The organism is Actinopolymorpha pittospori, assembly GCF_014873875.1.
Lineage (GTDB): Bacteria > Actinomycetota > Actinomycetes > Propionibacteriales > Actinopolymorphaceae > Actinopolymorpha > Actinopolymorpha pittospori.
Window position 1 is genome coordinate 8,240,416 of record NZ_JADBEM010000001.1, and the last position, 21,024, is coordinate 8,261,439.

15 protein-coding genes are annotated in these 21,024 nt (G+C 70.0%); 6 read left to right on the forward strand and 9 right to left on the reverse strand.

Features of this window, described 5'->3' with window-relative positions; translation table 11 throughout:
• Window positions 1-37 precede the first annotated feature (37 nt).
• On the forward strand, window positions 38-973 hold the full coding sequence (locus tag HEB94_RS38310) for a phosphotransferase (protein ID WP_192754364.1): 936 nt from the start codon (window positions 38-40) through the stop codon (window positions 971-973).
• 39 nt (window positions 974-1,012) lie between these two features.
• On the opposite strand, the gene HEB94_RS38315 is transcribed toward HEB94_RS38310, so the two are convergent.
• The 7 genes from HEB94_RS38315 to HEB94_RS38345 all read right to left on the reverse strand — a co-directional run bounded on the left by HEB94_RS38315 (window position 1,013) and on the right by HEB94_RS38345 (window position 11,588).
• Window positions 1,013-2,044, reverse strand: a complete 1,032-nt coding sequence (locus HEB94_RS38315; RefSeq protein ID WP_192754365.1) for a DNA polymerase IV — start codon at window positions 2,042-2,044, stop codon at window positions 1,013-1,015.
• 39 nt (window positions 2,045-2,083) lie between these two features.
• Complete coding sequence (locus tag HEB94_RS38320; RefSeq protein WP_192754366.1) at window positions 2,084-3,607, reverse strand: family 43 glycosylhydrolase; 1,524 nt, start codon at window positions 3,605-3,607, stop codon at window positions 2,084-2,086.
• 147 nt (window positions 3,608-3,754) lie between these two features.
• The gene (locus tag HEB94_RS38325; protein WP_192754367.1) at window positions 3,755-5,023 is read right to left on the reverse strand and encodes a Bcr/CflA family multidrug efflux MFS transporter; all 1,269 of its coding nucleotides are present in this window, start codon (window positions 5,021-5,023) and stop codon (window positions 3,755-3,757) included.
• Between the two features lie 411 nt (window positions 5,024-5,434).
• Complete coding sequence (locus HEB94_RS38330) at window positions 5,435-6,109, reverse strand: SDR family oxidoreductase (RefSeq protein ID WP_192754368.1); 675 nt, start codon at window positions 6,107-6,109, stop codon at window positions 5,435-5,437.
• 627 nt (window positions 6,110-6,736) lie between these two features.
• Complete coding sequence (locus HEB94_RS38335; RefSeq protein WP_192754369.1) at window positions 6,737-9,607, reverse strand: vitamin B12-dependent ribonucleotide reductase; 2,871 nt, start codon at window positions 9,605-9,607, stop codon at window positions 6,737-6,739.
• Window positions 9,608-9,782: 175 nt separating this feature from the next.
• Window positions 9,783-10,283, reverse strand: coding sequence for a transcriptional regulator NrdR (nrdR, locus tag HEB94_RS38340; protein WP_192754370.1), 501 nt, complete (start codon window positions 10,281-10,283; stop codon window positions 9,783-9,785).
• Window positions 10,284-10,958: 675 nt separating this feature from the next.
• A complete protein-coding gene (locus tag HEB94_RS38345; protein ID WP_192754371.1) occupies window positions 10,959-11,588 on the reverse strand; it encodes a LysM peptidoglycan-binding domain-containing protein in 630 nt (209 codons plus the stop codon).
• Window positions 11,589-11,893: 305 nt separating this feature from the next.
• Here HEB94_RS38345 and lexA point away from each other — a divergent pair, with 305 nt between their 5' ends.
• Window positions 11,894-12,631, forward strand: a complete 738-nt coding sequence (gene lexA, locus HEB94_RS38350) for a transcriptional repressor LexA (RefSeq protein WP_192754372.1) — start codon at window positions 11,894-11,896, stop codon at window positions 12,629-12,631.
• A 42-nt stretch (window positions 12,632-12,673) separates the two neighbouring features.
• Entirely contained in the window at window positions 12,674-13,525 is an 852-nt protein-coding gene (locus HEB94_RS38355) for a hypothetical protein (RefSeq protein ID WP_192754373.1), read from the forward strand.
• Between the two features lie 111 nt (window positions 13,526-13,636).
• On the opposite strand, the gene HEB94_RS52980 is transcribed toward HEB94_RS38355, so the two are convergent.
• Entirely contained in the window at window positions 13,637-15,769 is a 2,133-nt protein-coding gene (locus tag HEB94_RS52980) for an ATP-dependent DNA helicase (protein ID WP_192754374.1), read from the reverse strand.
• A 165-nt stretch (window positions 15,770-15,934) separates the two neighbouring features.
• Between HEB94_RS52980 and HEB94_RS38365 the strand changes: the two genes are divergently transcribed.
• The gene (locus HEB94_RS38365) at window positions 15,935-17,788 is read left to right on the forward strand and encodes a S9 family peptidase (RefSeq protein ID WP_192754375.1); all 1,854 of its coding nucleotides are present in this window, start codon (window positions 15,935-15,937) and stop codon (window positions 17,786-17,788) included.
• Between the two features lie 141 nt (window positions 17,789-17,929).
• Window positions 17,930-18,568, forward strand: coding sequence for a rhomboid family intramembrane serine protease (locus tag HEB94_RS38370; RefSeq protein WP_192754376.1), 639 nt, complete (start codon window positions 17,930-17,932; stop codon window positions 18,566-18,568).
• Window positions 18,569-18,676: 108 nt separating this feature from the next.
• Here HEB94_RS38370 and HEB94_RS38375 read toward each other — a convergent pair whose 3' ends face one another.
• On the reverse strand, window positions 18,677-19,936 hold the full coding sequence (locus tag HEB94_RS38375) for an MFS transporter (RefSeq protein ID WP_337918210.1): 1,260 nt from the start codon (window positions 19,934-19,936) through the stop codon (window positions 18,677-18,679).
• A gap of 76 nt (window positions 19,937-20,012) precedes the next feature.
• On the opposite strand from HEB94_RS38375, the gene HEB94_RS38380 reads away from it, so the two are divergent.
• The gene (locus HEB94_RS38380) at window positions 20,013-21,002 is read left to right on the forward strand and encodes a DUF5937 family protein (RefSeq protein ID WP_192754377.1); all 990 of its coding nucleotides are present in this window, start codon (window positions 20,013-20,015) and stop codon (window positions 21,000-21,002) included.
• Window positions 21,003-21,024 lie beyond the last annotated feature (22 nt).

Consider the following 21,024-nt stretch of genomic DNA (forward strand, 5'->3'; position numbering starts at 1 on the left):
GTGCGGATCGCGGACCGCTCTGGCAGGGTGTCGTCTCGTGCCCGCCCCGCCGCCACCGAGACTGTCCGCCGAGAGTTACTCGCGGCATCTCGGCGACGTGGAGTTCTGGGCGCCGTACGTGCGGACGGTCCTGGAACGCCACGGCCTCGGTGACCGCCCGCTGGAGTCCGGATTCGTCGGCACCTTCCCGACGTTCCTCGCCGGCGACGTCGTGGTGAAGCTCTTCGGCTGGTTCCACTCCTGGCGCAGCTGCCACGCCAGCGAACTGGCCGCGCAGGAGATGCTCGCCCGGCGGCCCGAGGTTCCGGTCCCCACGCTGCTCGGGCACGGCCGGCTCTACGACGGGCCGGACGGTTGGCCCTACCTGATCACCACCCGGATGGCGGGGCAGGCCTGGCGCGACGTTCGGCTCGACGACGCGGCCCGGGTCCGGGTGGCCGGCGAACTCGGCACGTCGATGCGCGTCGTCCACGACATCGCGCCCCTCGAAGGGCCTGGCCACCCGCCGGCACTCCTCGAGTCCCGCGACCGACTGACCGTGATCCGGGCCGCCGCCCTGGACCGCCACCGCACCTGGCGAACCCTGCCCGCCGCGCTGGTCGACCAGATTCCGGCGTACCTGTGCCCACCCGCGCCGGAACGCTTCGTCCACGCCGACCTCACCGCCGACCACATCTTCGTCAAGGACGGCTCGCTCGTGGGAGTCATCGACTGGGGCGACGCGACCCTGACCGACCCCTGCTACGAGCTGGCCGCGCTGCACCTCGAGGCGTTCGGTCTGGACAAGGACCTGCTGCGCGCCTTCCTGGACGGATACGGCTGGAAGCCGGACGAGGGGTTCGTGCGGCGGGCGATGAGTGCCGCTCTCACCCATGAGTTCGACGTCTTCTCCACCCACTCCGAACGGTTGCCGGCAGAGTCGTTCACGAGCCTGGCCGACCTCGCCACGGCGATCTGGGATGTCGGCACCTGACCGGTCGACCCGACCGCGCCCCCGGCGAGCCGGCGACCGCTAGGTCGTCTCGAACTCCGCCCTGACCCCGAGCAGCCGCACCGGGCGGCGGCTCTCGAACTTCTCCAGCGCGGCCAGAGCACCCGCCTCGATCGCCGCGACGTCGCTGGTCGGCGCCGGCAGGCCCACACTGCGGGTGAGCGTACGGAACGGCGCGAACCTCACCTTCACCCCGACCCGGACGGCGGGGCGGCCCTCCGACCGCACGTCCTCGGCCACGCGCCGGGCCAGCCCGACGATCTCCGTGCGCACCACGTCCCAGTCGGTGAGGTTCTGCTGGAAGGTCGTCTCCCGACTTCGCGAGCGCGGCACGTACGGCGTACCGACCACCGGTGAGTTGTCTGCGCCCCGGGCGAGCCGACGAAACCAAGGCCCCATGGTCGGACCGAGGCGGTCGGCGAGTGCGTACGGATCGGCGGCCGCCAACTCCTTGACCGTGTGGATGCCGAGGTCGGTGAGCTTGCGGGCGGTCTTAGTGCCGATACCCCACAGGGCATCGGTCGTGCGGTCCCCCATGACGTCCCACCAGTTGTCCTCGGTGAGCCGGAAGACCCCGGCCGGCTTGCCGAACCCGGTCGCCAACTTCGCCCGGAGCTTGTTGTCGCCGATGCCGACCGAGCACGCGAGCCGGGTCCGCTCCCGTACGGCGTCCTGGATCTCGCGGGCCACCGACTCCGGATCGTCGGTGTGGGTCTCCACGAACGCCTCGTCCCAGCCCATCACCTCGACCACCACGGGAAACTCCCGCAGGGTCTCCATGACCTGAGCGGAGGCCGCCTCGTAGGCGGGCCCGTCGGCGGGAAGGAACACCGCGTCCGGACACCGCTTCGCCGCGGTTCGCAGCGGCATGCCCGAGTGGACCCCGAACTCCCGCGCCTCGTAGGACGCGGTGGCCACCACCGCGCGCTGGGTCGGATCGCCGGACCCTCCGACGACGACCGGCTGCCCCTTCAGCTCAGGTCGCCGCAGCACCTCGACGGCCGCGATGAACTGGTCGAGGTCGACGTGGAGAACCCACCGTGGCGCGTCCACCTCCCCAGTGTGCCCGCCGCTTCCCCCGGCCGCCGGTACTCAGGCGACGTCGACGTAGTCGACTTCCGCGACCCACGTGGCGGGTCCGAGGCGGACGGTGTTCGATCCGGCCGACAGGCGGACGTCGATGGTGGCCTCGCCCCAGGTGTCGCTGCCCGTGAACGGGTACTCGATGGTTCCCGCCCGCCGTCCGTCGACGGCGACATGGTGGCTCGCCGTTCGTTCGGCGCCGTTCGAGTCGACCGAGACGTTTCCATAGCCCACGTGCAGGGTGTAGGCGCCCGACCTCGGTGCGTAGACCTGGAGTTCGACCCAGCTGTCGGGATGATCCAGGTCCGACACGACCGCGCCACCCGACGCCCCGGTCGCGTCCGTCCGAACCGTGGCGTGGTGCACCCGTCCGCCCTCGCCCTCGACCCGGAACCGGCTGCCGCGGACCACGGGGGTGTCGTCGGCGGCCCAGCCGAGTTCGGCGACGTAGAGCGCGCGGTAGCCGCCGTCCCGGACACCGTGGAAGACGATGTGGTCGCCGGCGTCCGTGTCCTGGAGAACGTCGGCGCCACCGGGTCCGGTGACGGCCCCGTCGAAGGTCGCGGTCGACAACAGGGGACGGTCGGCCTTGGTGTAGGGCCCGGCAACCGAGGCCGCGGTCGCGATCCGCGTCGCGTAGGTGCCGTTCCAGTACTCCCCCGTCGCGTAGAACAGGTTGTACGACGTGCCCTGCCGCACCAGGACCGGCGCCTCGACCAGCCATCCCTCGTCGCCGTCGTTGGAGATCAGCGGCACCCGCTCGCCGGCGAAGGTCACGCCGTCAGGGGCGACCGGCTGTAGGTAGATCGTCGTCGGCAGGCCGATGGCGTTGCCGTCGTTCTTGTAGAGCAGGTACCGGCGACCGTCACGGTCGACGAAGCTCGACGCGTCGATGGCCCCGCCCGCCTCGGCCGGGCAGACCAGCGGCTCGGTGCCGACGGGGACGAACGGCCCGCGAGGAGAGTCCGCGATCGCCGCGCCGATGCACTGGCGGTTCGATGCGGTGTGCCGGGCCGTGTAGTAGAGCAGGAACGTCCCGTCCGCCCGGCGTGACACGTCGGGCGCCCAGGTGAAGCCCGACGATGCCCACTCGCCCAGCCGGGGCAGGGCATCCGCCTGCTGCACGGTCCACGGCCCGTCGAGCGACGTGGCCGAGGCCACCGGGAGCGTCTTCGCGGAGTTGGTCGAGTACACGTAGTAGGTGTCGCCCACCTTGAGGATGTCCGGGTCCGGGAAGTCCTGGTCCAGCGCGAGAGTGGGGTGCTTGGTCCCCGTCGCGCGACCGTCCGGTCGGGGGACCTCCCCCTCGCCGGTGGCAGCGCCGCTATCAGCGGCGGCGGCCGGCCTCGGGGGGCCGTCCGTTCCCTGCACGCTCCCCGGACCGTCCGCGCGAGCCGGCCCCGCGGTCGCGAGCACCGACGTGCCGACGGTGGAGGCCGCGACCAGCGTGCCAACCAGGACGAGCAGGCCCGCGCCGGCGATTCGGCGGAGCAGCGGGATGGTGCGCGGCACCAGGAGTCTCACGTCGCTCATGATCACGTCGTACCGTTCATGATCAACGTTGTAAACCCGGATGGCCGCAGCGGGTCGCCCTCCCCCGGATATGACGGGACCTCGCCTACGAGCGTGTCGGAGGCGAGGTCCCGTGGTGGCCTGCCGGGCTACCGGCGGGCGCGAGGGTCAGTGCAGCAGCGGCGCCGCCTCACGTTCGGCCTCCTGCCCCGCCTCGACCGAGCCGCGGGTGGTGCGCTCGGACGGCGCGAGGATGAGCACGATCACCGCCATTCCGAGCGCGCCACCGGCGATCACACCGGCCATCGGCACCGCGGTGGCGGCTCCGAGCGCACCGATGACCGGACCGGCGACGGCCCCGACGACGAACTGCGTCATGCCGACCATCGCCGCCGCCGTACCCGCGGACTCCGGGTGGCGGTTCAGCGCGAGCGCACCCGCGTTCGGGAGCACCAGGCCCAGGCTCGACATCAGGACGAACAGTGGCGCCGCCAGCCCCACGAGGCCGAACCACCCGGTCGCGGTCGTGAGCAGCAGCACCAGCCCGGCAGCGACCGTGAACGGCAACGCGCGTCGCAGGATCTGGAAAGACGGCGACCGCAGCACCAGCCGGGCGTTCCACTGACTCGCGGCGACCATGCCGATCGAGTTGAGCCCGAACAGCAGCCCGAAGACCTGCGGCGAGACGCCGTGGACCTCCTGGTAGGCGAACGGCGAACCGGAGACGTATCCGAAGATGGTGAGGAAGCCGAGCGCGGAGATCGCGGCGTACCCCACGTAACGCCGGTCACCCAGCAGCTGCCGGTAGGTCCGCATGGTGCCGGCCACCCCGCCACTGCGCCGGCGTTCGTGCGGCAGCGTCTCACGGACGAACAGCGCCACGACCACGGTCATGATCACCCCGAACGCCGTGAGCACCCAGAACAGCCCGCGCCAGCCGGTGAGGCCGAGTAGCTGGCCGCCCAGCGTCGGGGCGAGGACCGGCGCGACGCCCATCACCAGCAGGAGCCGGCTGAGGATGCTCGCGACCATGGGGCCGTCCACCAGGTCGCGCACCAGCGCCTGGGCGAGGACGGCCCCGGCCGCCCCGGCGAGGCCCTGGAGGAACCTGCCGAGGGCGAGTGCCTCGACGGAGGGCGCCAGGGCGCACACGACAGAGGCGACGGCGTACCCCGCCATGCCGACCAGCAGCGGCTTACGTCGCCCGATCGCGTCGGACAACGGCCCGATCAGTGCCTGGCCGATCGCGAGTCCCACGAGGCACGCGGTCAGCGTCAGCTGCACCATCGACTCGGATGTGTGCAGGGAACGGGTCAGCTCCGGGAAGGCCGGGAGGTAGAGGTCGATGGACATCGGCCCGATCGCGGTGATCGAGCCGAGGAGAAGGATGAGCAGCGGAAGCCGGGACACGCCGGCAGCGCCGACGGAGGTGCGCACAGGTGGTCTCCGAAGCATGAGTCGGTGCACACGACGAGCGGGTGCGGGGACGATACGTGGATCTGGTGGGAAGGGTCAGGACGGCGGGCTGTCGGGCAGGCTGGGGCGTCGAGAAGAGGTCCTCTCGACGACACGGGCTCCACGCGCCGGCCGACCTGAAGCGATCGGGCCCGAGGCAGGATCAAGCGAACGGTCGGTGATGATCCGGCGCGGGCGACGCTGCCCACGTGTTCAGCTCCATCGATACCTGGTCCATTCCATCACGTCGAAGTGACTCACATCACGCCCGAGCGTGAACGGCGGTCTCCCGCCGAAGATTTCACAATGCGTTCACACAGCCGCACCGGCCGAGGTCGAAAGTGGCCGCCGACGAGCCGGTCCGGGCCGGCCGACCCGCCGAGCCCGGCCTGGTCAGCCCCGGCGTACCAGCTGGGCGATGGCCTCGCCGATCGGCGTGTCGCCGGCCACCATCTCGAGCACCAGACCCGTCGTGGCCGGGCTGTCGAGCAGCGCCATGATGACCGCGGCGACGTCGTCGCGACTCACCGGAGCGAACTCGGCGTGCGGAGCGAGCCGCACCTGGCCGCCGCCCGGATCGTCGGTGAGTCGGCCCGGTCGCATGATGGTCCAGTCCAGGTCGCGTGCGCGCAGATCGTCCTCCGCGGCGAGCTTCGCCCGAAGGTAGGCGACGAACACCTCGTCCTGGCCCGGTGGCGTGGCGCCGTCACGCACGCTGTCCACCCCCATGGAGGAGATCTGTACGAAGCGCCGTACGCCCGCACGTTCGCCCGCCTCGGCGAGCAGGACGGACGCACCGCGGTCGACGGTGTCCTTGCGGTCCTTCCCGCTCCCGGGTCCGGCACCCGCCACGAAGACCAGGGCGTCGGAGTCGGCCACCACATCGGCCACCTGGTCGACCGTGGAGCGCTCGAGGTCCATCACCACGGGTGTCACGCCGATCGCGATGAGGTCGAGTTGGTGGTCCTCGTCTCGGATGATTCCGACCACCTCGTCCCCCCGCTGGACGAGTAGACGCCCGAGCCGACTGCCGATCTTGCCGTGTGCGCCGGCAATCATCACACGCATCGCCATCTCCTTGTCCGATGTGTCCCCTGTGTCGGCCTGCGCAGGCACCCGCTCGGGTCCCCCGCGGTCCTGCGCGTTCGTACGCCGGTCTACGCCGAACCGCCGGGCGGGCCGGGGCCAGTGCCGTGGCGGCCACTCGCCTAGCGAACCACGTACGCACGGCCCAGGGGTAAGGACGAACGGGTCGCCCCGTCCCGCCACTCTCCCGTGATCATGCTCCTGATCACGAAGGGTCCGGGGCACATAGCACCCGAAACCCATCATGATCATGAGCGTCGGGAGGACATCGTTGGCGACGACCTCGCCGGGCTCGGAGCACCAGGACCGGCGTGCACGCCACGCGACCCTCGACCAGCGCGGGTGTCCGCCACGGGCTGCGACCCGTGCTCGCGCCAGTGCGATCACCGTCAAGCGGTCCTTGCGTCCGAACGATCACGCAAGCAGTCCATGCGTCCCAGGACCAGGCAAGCAGCCCTTGCGGTCCGATGAGGTCGAGCAACCGAGACCCATCGCGGGCGAGGTTGGGGCGCAGCACGACGGGGAGCGGGATCTGATCCCGCTCCCCGTCGTGGTGCTGCGCCGCCTGGACCGCGCGCCTGCCTCACGAAGGAGGCAGGTGCGTTCGGCTCAGCTGCAGCCGCTGGTGCTGCCGCATCCTTCGCAGACGAAGCAGCTACCGGCCGGACGCATCTTCGTTCCACAGGTGAAGCACAGCGGGGCGTCGGCGGTGGTTCCCTGGATCGCCTCCAGCAGTTCGGTCGAGGTGTGGGCCTTGACCGGTGCAGGCTTGGCAGCGCTCACCGCCGTGGGGCTGCCGGCCTCGGTCTGCTCGGCGGCGGCTGCCTCGCCCTGCTTCAGCGACGAGGCGTCACCGGCGTCGCCGGCCGCGTCGTCGCTCTCGACCGGTTCGTAGGAGCCGGTCTCGAGTTGGCGCTGTCGCTCCTCGGCGGAGTGGATGCCGAGCGCCACCCGGGTCTCGAACGGCAGGTAGTCGAGCGCCAGCCGCCGGAAGATGTAGTCCATGATCGACTGCGACATCCGGACGTCCGGGTCGTCGGTCATCCCGGCCGGCTCGAACCGCAGGTTGGTGAACTTCTGGACGAACGTCTCCAGCGGGACGCCGTACTGCAGGGCGATCGAGATCGCGATCGAGAAGGCGTCCATCACGCCGGCGAGGGTCGAGCCCTGCTTGCCGAGCTTGAGGAACACCTCGCCGAGGCCGTCGTCGGGGTAGGAGCCGGCGGTCATGTAACCCTCGGCGCCACCCACGGTGAAGGACGTCGTTCGCGACGGACGCGACTTCGGCAGCCGACGCCGCGTGGGGCGGTACTCGACCACGACTTCCTTCTCGGGCGCCTCCGTGGCGACCTCGGCCTTCTTGGCCCGGGCGTCCGACAGCGGCTGACCGACCTTGCAGTTGTCGCGGTAGATCGCGAGCGCCTTGAGACCGAGCTTCCAACCCTGGAAGTAGATCTCCTCGACCTCTTCGACGGTCGCCGTCTCCGGCATGTTGACGGTCTTGGAGATCGCACCGGAGACGAACGGCTGCACCGCGGCCATCATCTTCACGTGGCCCATCGGCCGGATGGCCCGCGCGCCCATCGCGCAGTCGAACACCTCGTAGTGCTCGAGCTTGAGCCCAGGCGCGTCGACGACGTGCCCGTGCTCGGCGATGTATTCGACGATGGCCTCGATCGGCTCCTGCTGGTAGCCGAGCTTGACGAGCGCCCGCGGGATCGTGTTGTTGACGATCTGCATCGAGCCGCCGCCGACGAGCTTCTTGAACTTCACCAGCGCGAGGTCGGGCTCGATACCGGTGGTGTCACAGTCCATGGCCAAGCCGATGGTGCCGGTCGGTGCGATCACCGACGCCTGCGCGTTGCGGTAGCCGTTCTTGGTACCGATCTTGACCGCCGCGTCCCACGCGGACCCGGCCGCCTCGAGGACCTCCCGATCCAGCGTCCCGACCGAGCGCACGGCGTCGTTGGCCGCCGCGTGCTTGCGGATGACGCGCTGGTGCGGGGAGGCGTTGCGGGCATAGCCGGCGTAGGGGCCGACGACACCGGCGAGCTCGGCGGACCGCTTGTAGGCGGTCCCGGTCATCAGCGAGCTGATGGCCGCGGCGAGCGCCCGGCCGCCGTCGGAGTCGTAGCCGTGGCCGGTCGCCATCAGCAGCGCGCCGAGGTTGGCGTAGCCGATGCCGAGCTGGCGGTAGTCGCGGGTCGTCTCACCGATCGCCTCGGTCGGGAAGTCGGCGAAGCAGATGGAGATGTCCATCGCCGTGATGACGACCTCGACCGCGCGCGCGAACGTGTCGACGTCGAAACGCCCGTCCTCACGCAGGAACTTCAGCAGGTTCAACGACGCGAGGTTGCACGAGGAGTTGTCCAGGTGCATGTACTCCGAACACGGGTTGGACGCCGTGATCCGCCCGGTCTCGGGGCAGGTGTGCCAGTCGTTGATGGTGTCGTCGTACTGCATTCCCGGGTCGGCGCACGCCCAGGCGGCGTCCGCGATCTTGCGGAACAGGCTCTTGGCGTCGACTTCCTCGAGCACGTCGCCGTTCTGGCGACCGCGCAGTCCGAACGTCGTGCCGCTCTCGACCGCCCGCATGAACTCGTCGGAGGCCCGCACGGAGTTGTTGGCGTTCTGGTACTGCACCGAGACGATGTCCTTGCCGCCGAGGTCCATGTCGAACCCGGCGTCACGCAGCGCCCGGATCTTCTCCTCTTCCCGGGCCTTGGTCTCGATGAACTCCTCGATGTCGGGGTGGTCGACGTCGAGGATCACCATCTTCGCCGCGCGGCGCGTCGCGCCGCCGGACTTGATGGTCCCGGCGGAGGCGTCGGCCCCACGCATGAACGACACCGGGCCGGATGCCGTGCCACCGGAGGAGAGCAGCTCGCGGCTCGCGCGGATCCGGGAGAGGTTGACGCCCGAGCCCGAACCGCCCTTGAAGATCAGCCCCTCTTCCTTGTACCAGTTGAGGATCGAGTCCATCGAGTCGTCGACGGCGAGGATGAAGCAGGCGGAGACCTGCTGCGGCGCCGGGGTGCCTACGTTGAACCACACGGGGCTGTTGAAGCTGAAGTACTGGTGCAGCAGCATCCAGGTCAGCTCGTGGTCGAAGATCTCCGCGTCGGCCGCGGTCGCGAAGTAGCCGTACTTCTCGCCGGCCTCGCGGTAGGTGCTGACGACCCGGTCGATGAGCTGTCGAAGACTCGCCTCCCGGTCGGCGCTGCCGACCGCGCCACGGAAATACTTCGTGGTGACGATCGTGGACGCGTTGACGGACCAGAAGTCGGGGAACTCGACGCCGCGCTGCTCGAAGACGGTCTCGCCGGTCCTCCAGTTCTGCTGAACGACGTCCCTACGTTCCCAGGTCACCTCGTCATAGGGGTGGGTGCCTGGAGTCGTGAAGATACGGCCGATCTTCAGGCCCTTCGTCGAGCGTCCCCTCGCGCCCCCTCGAGCCGGACCGCTCACCGTCTCCGTCATGCTGACTCTCCTTGCTCTCCCGGGTTGGGCGCTTCCCCTCGCGAACCCGGGCATGGGTGATGGAACGACGTCGAGACGCCGTCACTGACTGTGGGCTTGTTGTCTGACGCTTGTCACGAGCGCCGGTTCGGCGCACCTTCTGGGCATTGCGGACTCTCTGGCGTACTGCTGACTCTCATGAGCGGGTGGTCTCGCGGCGAGGCTTCGTCTCGGGCTCGGGCACCGTCTCGTCGTTCTCCGCACGGAGGACGGCGATCTCGGTCTCGAAGTCCGCGAGGCTCGCGAAGCCGCGGTAGACGCTGGCGAACCGCATGTAGGCCACCTCGTCGAGTTCGCGCAACGGCCCCAGGATGGCGAGTCCGACCTCGTGGGACGGAATCTCGGCCGCCCCGGTCGAGCGGATCTCCTCTTCCACCCGCTGCGCGAGGAGGGCGAGTGCGTCCTCCCCGACAGGTCGACCCTTGCAGGCCTTTCGTACTCCGGAGACCACCTTCTCGCGACTGAACGGCTCGGTGACGCCGGCGCGCTTGACGACCGCGAGAGTCACCTGCTCGACGGTCGTGAACCGGCGCTCACAGTCGAGGCACTGGCGGCGCCTGCGGATGGCGGTGCCGTCATCGGCGGTACGACTGTCGACGACACGGCTGTCCGGATGCCGGCAGAAGGGGCAGTGCATCGCTTTCGTGCCTCCTTCTGGCGCGGTGCGCGAACGCGGACATGTCCGGTGAGGTTCATCGGCGGATCACGGGCTCCCTGGGGACGATCCTGTGGATTGCCTGGGGAGAACCTGTGGGCTACGAATCACAACCTGTGGACGACTTACAGCTATGTAACTACCACATCTAGGGGTAACGGTACGTCGACCGCTCCGAGCGTGCAAGCTCTCCGCGTGTCCGCCGAAGTCGTGTCGGCGTCGCCGCAGGTCAGCGGAGCACGCGCCCACGAAACAGACATTTCGCCGTCGGCGTGTCGGGCTTCGGAACAGGGCGTGAACGGGCGGCGCGGGACGACCGCGGGGCCCTCGTGGGGTCCCGTGCGCACCGGGAAGTCCGGTGAGTACCGCGAGCGGTGGTCCGGCGACGAGCGGTTAACTGGGCCGCGAAGGACGCGAACGGCAGGCCCGGTCGGAGGGCCGCGACAGTCGTGGCGCGCCGAAGCCATACCGGCGCTCGGCCACGCGGTTGGCGCACGTTGGTGGGGCGCTGGCCGGCGGGCAGCGGTTCTACGCCCCGAGCGGCCGGCACGCTCAGGGGTTCACGCCACGGGCCGTTGGACGGGAATGCGCGACTCGGGGCGCGGCCGTCAACTCTGGTAGGACGACCTTCGTTCGTTGTCAGCCCGCTCTTGACACTCAGCGCGCCGCGACCGGAACGACCAGCCGCTGGCCCACTTCCAGGTCACCTGCCCGCGACAACGCGTTCAGGCGCGAGATCTCGTCGACGGTGGCACGGACGTCTCCACCGGGCGCGAGGCGCGCCGCGATGTCCCAGAGAGTGTCGCCGGGGCCGACCGTGATCGTGGTGGCGGCGACTGGTTCCGCCGACGCACGCGTGGGGGCCGCGTCGACGGCCCGCTGCACCAGGAGCCCGAACGCGGCCAGCGCGAGCAGGACCGCCGCCGTGGCGAGCGTCGCGACCACGACCCGTCCTCGCCTGGTGAGGACCAGGGGCGGCTGGCGCAGGGCGCCACCGACCGGGAGTGCGCATGAGCGGACGCGGCGGGTGCGGAGCGACGGCCGGGACGCCCCTCGCCACCCCGTGGCGATGGGTTGGTGGTCGACCGGCACCTGGTCGACCGGCACTCGATCGACGGGTGGCTGGTCGACAGGTGCCTGGTCGACGGGCGGAAGAGCGACCGGCGGCTGAGCGACGGAACCGCCGACGACACCACGGGCGCGGACCACCCGCGAGCGGCTCGATCCGGCGGCGGCACGACGGGCCATGAAGTCCTCGAGATGCACCACTGACGAGCTACTGCTCATCTCCCGACCTCCTAGGCGGAGACACCGACTATGATCATTATGTCGAACGGTTGTTCGACCGCACGCCTGACGATTTTCTACACCACGCCACCGACAAGGCGCCAGGTCGCATCGAAACTTTGTTCGACGCCGTGGACAGAAAGCGTATGGAGGACCACCGACATCACCTCCGACGCACCGCGACACGACGTCGAACAGATGTTTGAAAGTGCACATGACAGGCCCTAGGCTCCGTCTCGAGAGCGTGCCGTCGCGCACTGCGACCGGAATGCGACCAGAAAATCGCCGGAAGGAGAAGTGCCGCTATGCCCAAGCGGAAGAATCCCGTTCCCGACTCGTCCACAGCCGCGGTTCGAGAGCTCCCGGACGGCCCACCTGATGCCAGCGGTCTCACGCCGAGGCAGCGCCGGGTTCTCGAGGTGATCCGCGATTCGGTCGAGTCCCGCGGCTATCCGCCCGCGATGCGTGAGATCGGCGAGATGGTCGGCTTGACGTCGTCCTCGTCCGTGGCGCACCAACTGCGCGTCCTCGAGGGCAAGGGCTTCATCCGGCGCGACCCCAACCGTCCGCGCGCGCTCGAGGTGCTCGCTCCCGTGGAGTCGACGCGTCGGCCGGGCCCGACCGGCGTGGTCACCTACGACGAGACCGACAGCGGCGACAAGTACCCCGCCCCCGCCTTCGTCCCCGTGGTCGGCCGGATCGCCGCAGGTGGCCCGATCCTCGCCGAGCAGGCCGTCGAGGAGATCATGCCCCTCCCGCGCCAGCTGGTCGGCGAAGGCGAGCTCTTCCTCCTGAAGGTCCGTGGTGACTCGATGGTCGAGGCCGCCATCTGCGACGGCGACTGGGTGGTCATCCGTCAGCAGCCTGCCGCCGAGTCCGGCGAGATCGTGTCTGCGATGATCGATGGCGAAGCGACGGTGAAGACCTATCGGCGCCGGGACGGAAAAGTGTGGCTTGTCCCGCATAATCCAGCTTACGAGCCCATTCCTGGAGACGGTGCGGTCATCCTCGGTAAGGTCGTCGCGGTCCTGCGTCGCGTCTGATCCCGGTCAGGTGACGCCCCCCGGATGCCAGGAGCAGCAGAGATGACCGAGTCAGCGGTGGGTGATGACGCCATGACCAGCCCCGAGAAGGCTTCGCCCGGGGAGCACGAGGCGCCACCGCCCAAGGCGGCCCTGGCCCCCAACGACGGGAAGAGCCTCACGGTCGAGGTCGAGGGAACGCGATGGGCACGCGTCCCGATCCAGACCGAGCTCTTCGCCCGGGGCGACGCTCTCACCGAGAAGGTCGCCGGTTACGTCGTCGACACGGTGAAGAAGGCGGAGGCGAGCGTCGACTTCACGGGCGCGTTCCTCGAGCCGTGGCATGTCGTCGTGAGCGAGAAGATCGTCGCGATCTCCCAGGGGCGTTCCTACTTCACCTGGGAGATCAACCCGTCCCGGTCGGCCCGGGTGCTCTCCCGGTGGGTCCAGCGGACTCCGCACGGGATCGGCCTCGGCAGCCCCTGGACGATGGAGCTCGCGATCAAGGAAGCCGGCCTGCCCCGCATCCTGCTCGCGGCGGGAGCGAGCATCGTGGGCAAGGCGGTCGGACGGCGCGGCTGGTTCTACACAGTGGCCGGACACCGGGTCAACGCGATCGACGGTCCGACGCCCTACTCCGCCTATCCGTCGAACGTCTCCGCGAAGCTTCCTCCGAAGGACCCCGACCGCGTCGCCGCGGAGATCACGACCGCCGTACGGGCTCAGCTTCCCGACGGTCCCGCACGCACACTTGCCGGTGCCGTCGTCATGGACTCCAACGACCTCGGTCGCGACGTCCTTGGCCACCACACCGACCGGGCGCCGCTGTTCTTCTGCGAGTTGTTCCGGGACAACCCGTTCGGTCAGGGACGTCAGCAGACGCCGATCGCCGTCTGCTTCCGACTTCCTGGGTGACGTCCGCTCCCTACCCGTGGACGTGCGCTGCTGCGCTCGGCTGAAGGATTGGCTCGCGCGCGGGTCGGCGTTCGTCCAGGTTCCGGTCGCGCGGACGAACGCCGACCGTTCTCATGACTCCCGGGTCGAGCGCAGCCGACGAAGTGCTCCCAGCGCGACCTCACGGTCCGGGGTGAACCACATGGGCGGTAGCGACGACCGCAGGTATCCGCCGTAGCGGGCCGTGACCAGGCGGGGGTCGAGCACCGCCACCACGCCGCGGTCGGTCGACCTCCGGATCAGCCTTCCGACTCCCTGGGCGAGCAGCAGCGCCGCGTGCGTGGCGGCGACCGACATGAACCCGTTGCCGCCGGCCTCGTCGACCGCCCGCTGCCGCGCCGACGCGAGCGGATCGTCCGGGCGTGGGAACGGAATCCGGTCGATCACGACGAGTTGGCAGGTGTCGCCGGGCACATCCAGGCCCTGCCACAGCGAGAGGGTCCCGAACAACGAGGTCGCAGGTTCGGCCACGAAACGTCGGTGGAGTTCGGCCAACTGCCCTTCACCCTGGCAGAGGACCTCGAAGCCGAGCCGCTGGCGAACCATCGCGGCGGCCTCCTCGGCGGCCCGCCGGGACGAGAAGAGCCCGAGCGTCGCACCCCCCGCCGCCTCCATCAGGGCGCACAACTCGTCGAGGATCCGGTCGGAGATTCCGCCGCGTCCCGGGGGCGGGAGCCGACGTCCGACGTAGAGGATCGACTGCCGGCCGTAGTCGAACGGCGAGCCGACGTCGAGGGCACGCCACGGCAGCGCCTCCACGACGTCCTTGCCTTCGCCGCTGCCTTCGTTCGCCTTGCCCTCCCCCGCCTTGCCCGCGTCGGCGGTCCCGCCTTCGTCGGCGGTCCTGCCTCCACCCGGCGCCTTCTCCGCGGCGTCACCCGTGGTCTCGTCGGGCTCGACGATCCGGTCGACCGGACGCAGCCCGACCGAGCGCGCCGCCGCGTCGAAGTCTCCGCCGAGCTTCAGCGTGGCCGAGGTCAACACACAGGTCCGCTCGGCCAGGAGCCGCTCACGCAGCAATCCGGACACCGACAACGGCGCGATGCGCAGTTCGGGTCCACCGCGTTCGCGCTCGGCGATCCAGACCACGTCGTAGGCCGACATCGCGGCGATCCGCTCGCTGATGTCCCGGATCTGCTCGACGTAGGACCGGGCCTGTCGGCGACCGGACTCCGCGTCGGCGTCCTTCTTGTCACTGGGGAACGCCGACCACGCCGCCCTTGCGGAGTCCCGGATCACCGCGACCGCGGTCGCCAGGTCCCCGGGGAGGGCCTCCACCCGGCCGAGCGGCGCCGATGCCAGGGCCGCCCGGAGTTCCTCACCGGCATCCTCCAGCGGGTCGGCCTCACCGCCCTCGCAGAACGCCCGCGCACGGCGGGCGGCGCGTTCGACCATGCCGGGTGAGAGTTCGGCCGACGCGGTACTGGTCACCCGGGCGGCGAGCTCGTGCGCCTCGTCGACGACCACGACGTCGTAGTCGGGCAGCACCTTGATGTTCTCGAGCGCGTCGATCGCGAGGAGTGCGTGGTTGGTGACGATGACGTCGGCGGCGAGCGCGCGCTCCCGGGCCCGCTCGGCGAAGCACTCCTCGCCGTAGGGGCAGCGCTGCGCCCCGAGGCATTCGCGGGAGGAGACCGAGATCTGAGCCCAGGCACGATCCTGGTGGGTCGGCGCAGCGTCACGGTCACCGTCGGCGCCGGTCTGGGCCTGCTTGGTCGCCCAGGCGCGCAACTCCAGCACCTGGCGTCCGAGCGGCCCGGTCGGAGCCCGCTCGATGAGGGTGCCCTGCTCGTCGGGAACTCCGTCGCGAACCCGGTGCAGGCACGCGTAGTTCTGCCGACCCTTCAGGATGGCGTAGGAACCCCGCCGGCCGAGCCGCTTCTCGATCGACTCGACGAGCGCGGGCAGGTCCCGTCCGACCAGCTGCGCCTGCAGGGCGAGCGTGGCGGTCGCGACGATGACCGGGCGGTCACCTCCGCCTGGGTTCAGGAACGCCGGGACGAGGTAGGCGAGCGACTTTCCCGTACCCGTACCAGCCTGGACCACGAGGTGCTCGCGGCTGGCCATGGCCGAGGCGACGGCGTCGGCCATCTGCAGCTGGCCGGGCCGCTCGATGCCGGCCAGGGCATCCACGGCGTCGTGGAGCAGCTCTCGCACGCGGTGATCAGGACGGCGTCGGGCGGATCCCCGTGCTGCTTCGGCCATCCCGCGAGGCTATACCGGGGGCGTTTCGAGCCACCCGGACGGCACACCTCGCCTCCGGCGAGCGGCCGGTAACATCCCGCGACCGATCCGCGGGGGCGACGGCACCCGTGTGGATAACCGCCCTCTGCCGGTCACCGCCACCGATTGTGTGGTGTGATCTCCTCCATGACCTACGACGCCGTGCCGCTCATTCCTCGTGCGGTCCTGTTCGGAAACCCGACCTACGCCAGCCCGACGGTCTCGCCCGACGGCACCCGGCTGGGGTTCCTCGCGCCCGAGGACGGCGTTCTCAACGTCTGGGTCGGCCCGGTCGACCAGCCTGATCAGGCTCGGCCGCTCACCCACGACCGCGGCAACGGCATCCGGGTCTTCGGCTTCTGCCACGACGACCGCACGCTGTTCTACCTGCAGGACAAGGAAGGCGACGAGAACTGGCGCCTGCACCTGCTGGATCTCGCATCCGGCCAGGAGCAGTGTGTGACGCCGTTCGACAACGTGCAGGTCCGGGTGCTCGGCCACAACCGCTGGCACCCGACGACCATGCTGCTCGGCATCAACAAGGACACACCCGAGCTGCACGACGTCTACGAACTCGACCTCGAGACCGGCGAACTCGAGAAGGTTCTGGACAATCCGGGCTTCGTGGGCTGGCTCGCCGACACCGACCTCGAGGTCCAGGGAGCGGCCTCGATCACCGAGGACGGCGGTGCGGTCTTCTTCCTCACCGACGAGTCCGGTGAGTTCCATCCCTGGCTCGAGGTGCCGGCCGACGACACCAACACCACCAACCCGCTCGGCTTCTCCCGGGACGGTGAGACGCTCTACCTCGTCTCCTCGCTGGACGCGAACGCCGCCCGGCTGATCAGCGTCGACCTGTCCACGGGTGAGCAGTCCGTGCTGGCCGAGGACGACGCCTATGACATCGGCGGCGTCGAACTGCACCCCGAGACGCGAGCGCCACAGGCGGTCATCTTCGACAAGGACCGTGAGGTCTGGGAGTTCCTCGACGCCGACTACGGCCTCGCGGTGGAGGAGTTGCGGTCCTCCCTCGGCATCGACGGCGAGCTGGGGATCAACCGCGCCGAGCGCGGCGGCCAGGTCTGGATGGTCTCCGTCGTTCCCTCCGACGGACCGATCCGCTACTACCTCTACGACCGGTCCAACGGCTCCCTGAAGTTCCTCTTCTCCCACAAGCCCGACCTCGCGGGCTACCACCTCGCCCCGATGGAGCCGTTCTCCTTCACCGCTCGCGACGGCCTGGAGATCCACGGTTACCTGAGCTTCCCGCCCGACGTCGAACGCCGGGGCCTCCCGGCCGTCCTCAACGTCCACGGGGGCCCGTGGGCGCGCGACGCGTGGGGCTACAACGCCGAGGCGCAGTGGCTCGCCAACCGTGGCTACGTCTGCGTCGAGGTCAACTACCGCGGCTCGACCGGCTACGGCAAGGCGTTCGGCAACGCCGCCAACAAGCAGTGGGGCCGGGACATGCACACCGACCTGCTCGACGCCATCGAGCACCTGGCCGGCCAGGGTCTGATCGACCGGGAACGTGTCGGCATCATGGGCGGCTCCTACGGCGGGTACGCCGCGCTCGCGGGTGCGGCGTTCACCCCCGAGGCGTTCCGCTGCGCCGTCGACCTGTGCGGACCCTCCAACCTGCTCACCCTGCTCGCGTCGGTCCCGGCCTACTGGAAGCCGCTCGTCGCGATGATGCACGCCAAGGTGGGCGACCCGGAGACGGAGAAGGACATGCTCTGGGAGCGGTCGCCACTGTCCCGCGTCGACGACATCAAGATTCCGGTCCTCGTCGGTCAGGGCGCCAACGACCCACGCGTGAAGCAGGCGGAGGCGGAGCAGATCGTCGACGCGCTGAAGGCCAAGGGGCTACCCCACGAGTACCTCCTCTTCCCCGATGAGGGCCACGGCCTCGCCCGACCGGAGAACCGCGAGACCTACTACGCCGCCGTGGAGCGGTTCCTCGCCGAGCACCTGGGCGGACGCACGGAGTCGGCACAGTGACGAGGCGGATCCACGCCGCGGCGGTTCACTGCCCGGGTTGGACGTTCTTCGCCCTACTTGAGGTGGATGCCGCCGGATGAGAAGCTCGTAAGAAATCGCCGCGCGGCGACGTTGCTTGCGCTGATCAGGCATGGTGGAGACATGGCGTTTGAGACCTCTCGTTCGCCCGGACGGCGCGGGCTGAGCCGGGGCGGTGATCCCGGTGTCGCGGGTCTGAAGGCTCTCGTGCTGCTGGTCGGCCTGATGTGGGTCAGCGAGTTCATCGACATCGCGCTCGGCCACCGCCTCGATTCCTTCGGTATCCAGGCGCGGGACGCCGACGGCCTGGTCGGGATCCTCTTCGCGCCGTTCCTGCACGCCGGGTTCGGGCACCTGATCTCCAACACCATCCCCCTGTTGATGTTGGGGGCGATCATCGCTGTGGCCGGCGCTGCCCGGCTGCTGCTGGTCACGCTCCTCATCGGGCTTGTGAGCGGCGTCGGGACCTGGCTGACATCGCCGCCCACCTCCATCACGATCGGCGCGAGTGGGTTGGTGTTCGGATACGCCACCTACCTCATCGCTCGCGGCATCTTCAACCGCAGCATCGGTCAACTTCTCATCGGACTGGTCGTGATCCTGGTGTGGGGCGGCGCGCTGTTCGGCGGGCTGCTGCCGCAGGCCGGGATCTCCTGGCAGGGCCACCTGTTCGGCGCCATCGGCGGGGTGCTCACCGCCTGGTTCCTGGGTGGCGAGCAACGCCGGAGTGCCTCGCCCATCGCCCCGCCGTTCCGCGGCTGAGCGACGTCGAGGATCGGGTTCAGACAGCACGAGATTCACGCGAGGGTGGAGACGTTGGTCTCCGACGTCACGTCGGTCACCAACGTCTCCACCCTCGCGCCCGCTTGATCACCTCCCGGCGGCCGGGTCCGTCACCACCTGGCCCTCCCCCGCGAGGTCAGCGGCGCGAGCGCGCAGCGTCGGAGCAAGCATGAGTTGGCCGACGAGCATCACCACCCCGAGAGCGGCACAGCCGACCCACAGCGTGTTCGCTCCGGCGTGCTCCAGTACCGCCGTCCCCGCCAGTGGTCCAACGGTCGCGCCGAGCGCGAAGGTGACGCCCGCGATGCCCATGTAGCCGCCGCGAAGATCGACCGGCGCGAGGTCGGCGAAGATGGCGATGATCAGGGTCGTGTAGCCGATCTCGCCGAGGGTCCACACGACGACCGTCCCCGCGTAGCCGAGCGCACTGTCGGCGAGGACGGCCGCACCGAAGCCGAGTCCCACGACCAGCATCGACAGGCCGGTCAGGACGCTTCGGTCGTGCCGCTCGAGGAAGCGGAGCAGGAACGGCTGCAGTACGACGACGACCACGCCGTTGACCGCGATGACCAGGCCGTACGTCGAGGCCGCCAGACCGTCCGCCCCCATCGCGAGCGGGAGGGTCGTGTACGACTGGAAGTAGACGACGGCGTACATCGTGGACAGGGCGACGAGGCCGAGCAGCGCCCGGTCACGTACGGCGACCGCGACCAGCGACCGGCGCGATCCCTCGGCGACGGCCGGACGGGTCTCGGGCACGGCCCGCCAGATGATCAGGGCGGCGATCAGGCAGGTACCCGCGTCGACCCAGAACAGCAGGCCGAACCCGAATCGAACGGCGAAGCCCGCGGCCACCGTCGAGATGGAGAAGCCGAGGTTGACGGCCCAGAAGAGCAGCCCGTACGCGCGGACCCGCGTCTCCGGCCCGATCAGGTCGGCGACCACCGCCTCGGCCGCCGGCCGGAAGATCTCGGAGGTGACGCCGACCGCGAACGCCGACGCCCAGATGAAGGCGAGGTTCGGTGCCGTACCCAGCGCGGCCATCGCGGCCGCCGTACCCAGGAAACCCACGAGGAGGGTGGTGCGGCGGCCCACATGGTCCGACATCCAGCCACCGAGCAGGTGCGACACGATGTTGCCGGCGCCGACCGCCGCGGCGACGGCCCCCGCGGTCGTCGCACTCACCTGCTGGGCCTGGGTGAGGTAGAGCACGAGGAAGGGCTGGACGAAGCCGCCGAGCCGGTTGATCAGTTGGCCGGACCACAGCGCCCAGAACGCGGACGGGAGTCCGGCCGGGCCGCCGAAACGGCGTACGGGACGGGCGTCGGAGGAAGCGGTGATACTCACAGGAGCAGCCTGCGGATCCGAACCGCGGGTGTCGACGATTAGTTCACGGCCTAATCGTGGGCGCTAGGCTCGGCCGGTGACCTCGATCGACCTCAATCCGGACGACATCAGCCGGATCCGGTTCGCCATCTCCCCCGTCTGGGAGACGGTGACCAGCGTCCGCAGCCTCACCGGGAACGCCTCAGCCTCGGGCGGCATGCACCGTGCCTGGGCCCGGAGGGTGGCACCGCGCCTTCGGCAGGTCGATCTCGCGCTGCTGTCGGCCCTGATCCCGCCGGATGGCTACATCCCGGACTTCCTCACGCCGGCACCGTCCCGGCGTACGTCCACCTTCGATGCCGGCCTGGCGGCGGTCGCGGCGACACCACCGGCGACGGTCGCGGCCGACGTCGAACTCCTCCGCGACGGACGTCGCGATCCCCTGCTCGAGAAGCTGATCGCCGATCCGGCCGCCACGCTCGCCGCCGTGGTCGACGCGCTCGACCGCTACTGGCGGATCGCCGTCGAACCGGACTGGAGCCGCCTGCACGCCCTGCTCGAGGCCGATCTGGCGTTTCGCATGGACGAGCTCGCCTCCGGTGGGGTCCACCAACTGTTTCGTTCGCTGCATCCGTCGTTGGGATATGCCAACGGCACTCTCACCGTGGCCAAGTCCTACTGCTGCCACACCCCGCTCACCGGGCAGGGACTCCTGCTCGTGCCGTGTGTCTTCGCCTGGCCGGATCTGCTCGTGCTCACCGCGCCCCCGCACGTGCCCACGGTGACGTACTCGCCCCGCGGAGTCGGCCTGATGTGGGAGGAACCCAGAGACGGCGGGCGCGGGCCTTCGCCGCTCGCGGATCTCGTTGGTCGAACCCGCGCGGCCCTCGTCGCCCAACTCGACGTGCCCATGTCGACCACGCAGCTCGCCTGTCAGCTCGACCTCACGGCACCGACGCTGAGCGCCCACCTGCGCATCCTCGCGGCGGCGGGCGTGGTGGCCTCTCGTCGGAAGGGGCGCACGGTTCTCTACGCGCGGACCGACCTTGGCGAGCGCCTGCTCGACGGCGGTGCCGCGGCGAGCTGAGGGCCGCGGGCGGCGCCGCCGG

Bases quoted from the DNA above. Each gene is read 5' to 3' on its own strand.
- HEB94_RS38345 (WP_192754371.1), bottom strand. From the start codon at position 11,588: ATGAGCAGTAGCTCGTCAGTGGTGCATCTCGAGGACTTCATGGCCCGT.
- HEB94_RS38365 (WP_192754375.1), top strand. From the start codon at position 15,935: ATGACCTACGACGCCGTGCCGCTCATTCCTCGTGCGGTCCTGTTCGGA.
- HEB94_RS38355 (WP_192754373.1), top strand. From the start codon at position 12,674: ATGACCGAGTCAGCGGTGGGTGATGACGCCATGACCAGCCCCGAGAAG.
- HEB94_RS38330 (WP_192754368.1), bottom strand. From the start codon at position 6,109: ATGCGTGTGATGATTGCCGGCGCACACGGCAAGATCGGCAGTCGGCTC.
- nrdR (WP_192754370.1), bottom strand. From the start codon at position 10,283: ATGCACTGCCCCTTCTGCCGGCATCCGGACAGCCGTGTCGTCGACAGT.
- HEB94_RS38335 (WP_192754369.1), bottom strand. From the start codon at position 9,607: ATGACGGAGACGGTGAGCGGTCCGGCTCGAGGGGGCGCGAGGGGACGC.
- HEB94_RS52980 (WP_192754374.1), bottom strand. From the start codon at position 15,769: ATGGCCGAAGCAGCACGGGGATCCGCCCGACGCCGTCCTGATCACCGC.
- lexA (WP_192754372.1), top strand. From the start codon at position 11,894: ATGCCCAAGCGGAAGAATCCCGTTCCCGACTCGTCCACAGCCGCGGTT.
- HEB94_RS38320 (WP_192754366.1), bottom strand. From the start codon at position 3,607: ATGAGCGACGTGAGACTCCTGGTGCCGCGCACCATCCCGCTGCTCCGC.
- HEB94_RS38370 (WP_192754376.1), top strand. From the start codon at position 17,930: ATGGCGTTTGAGACCTCTCGTTCGCCCGGACGGCGCGGGCTGAGCCGG.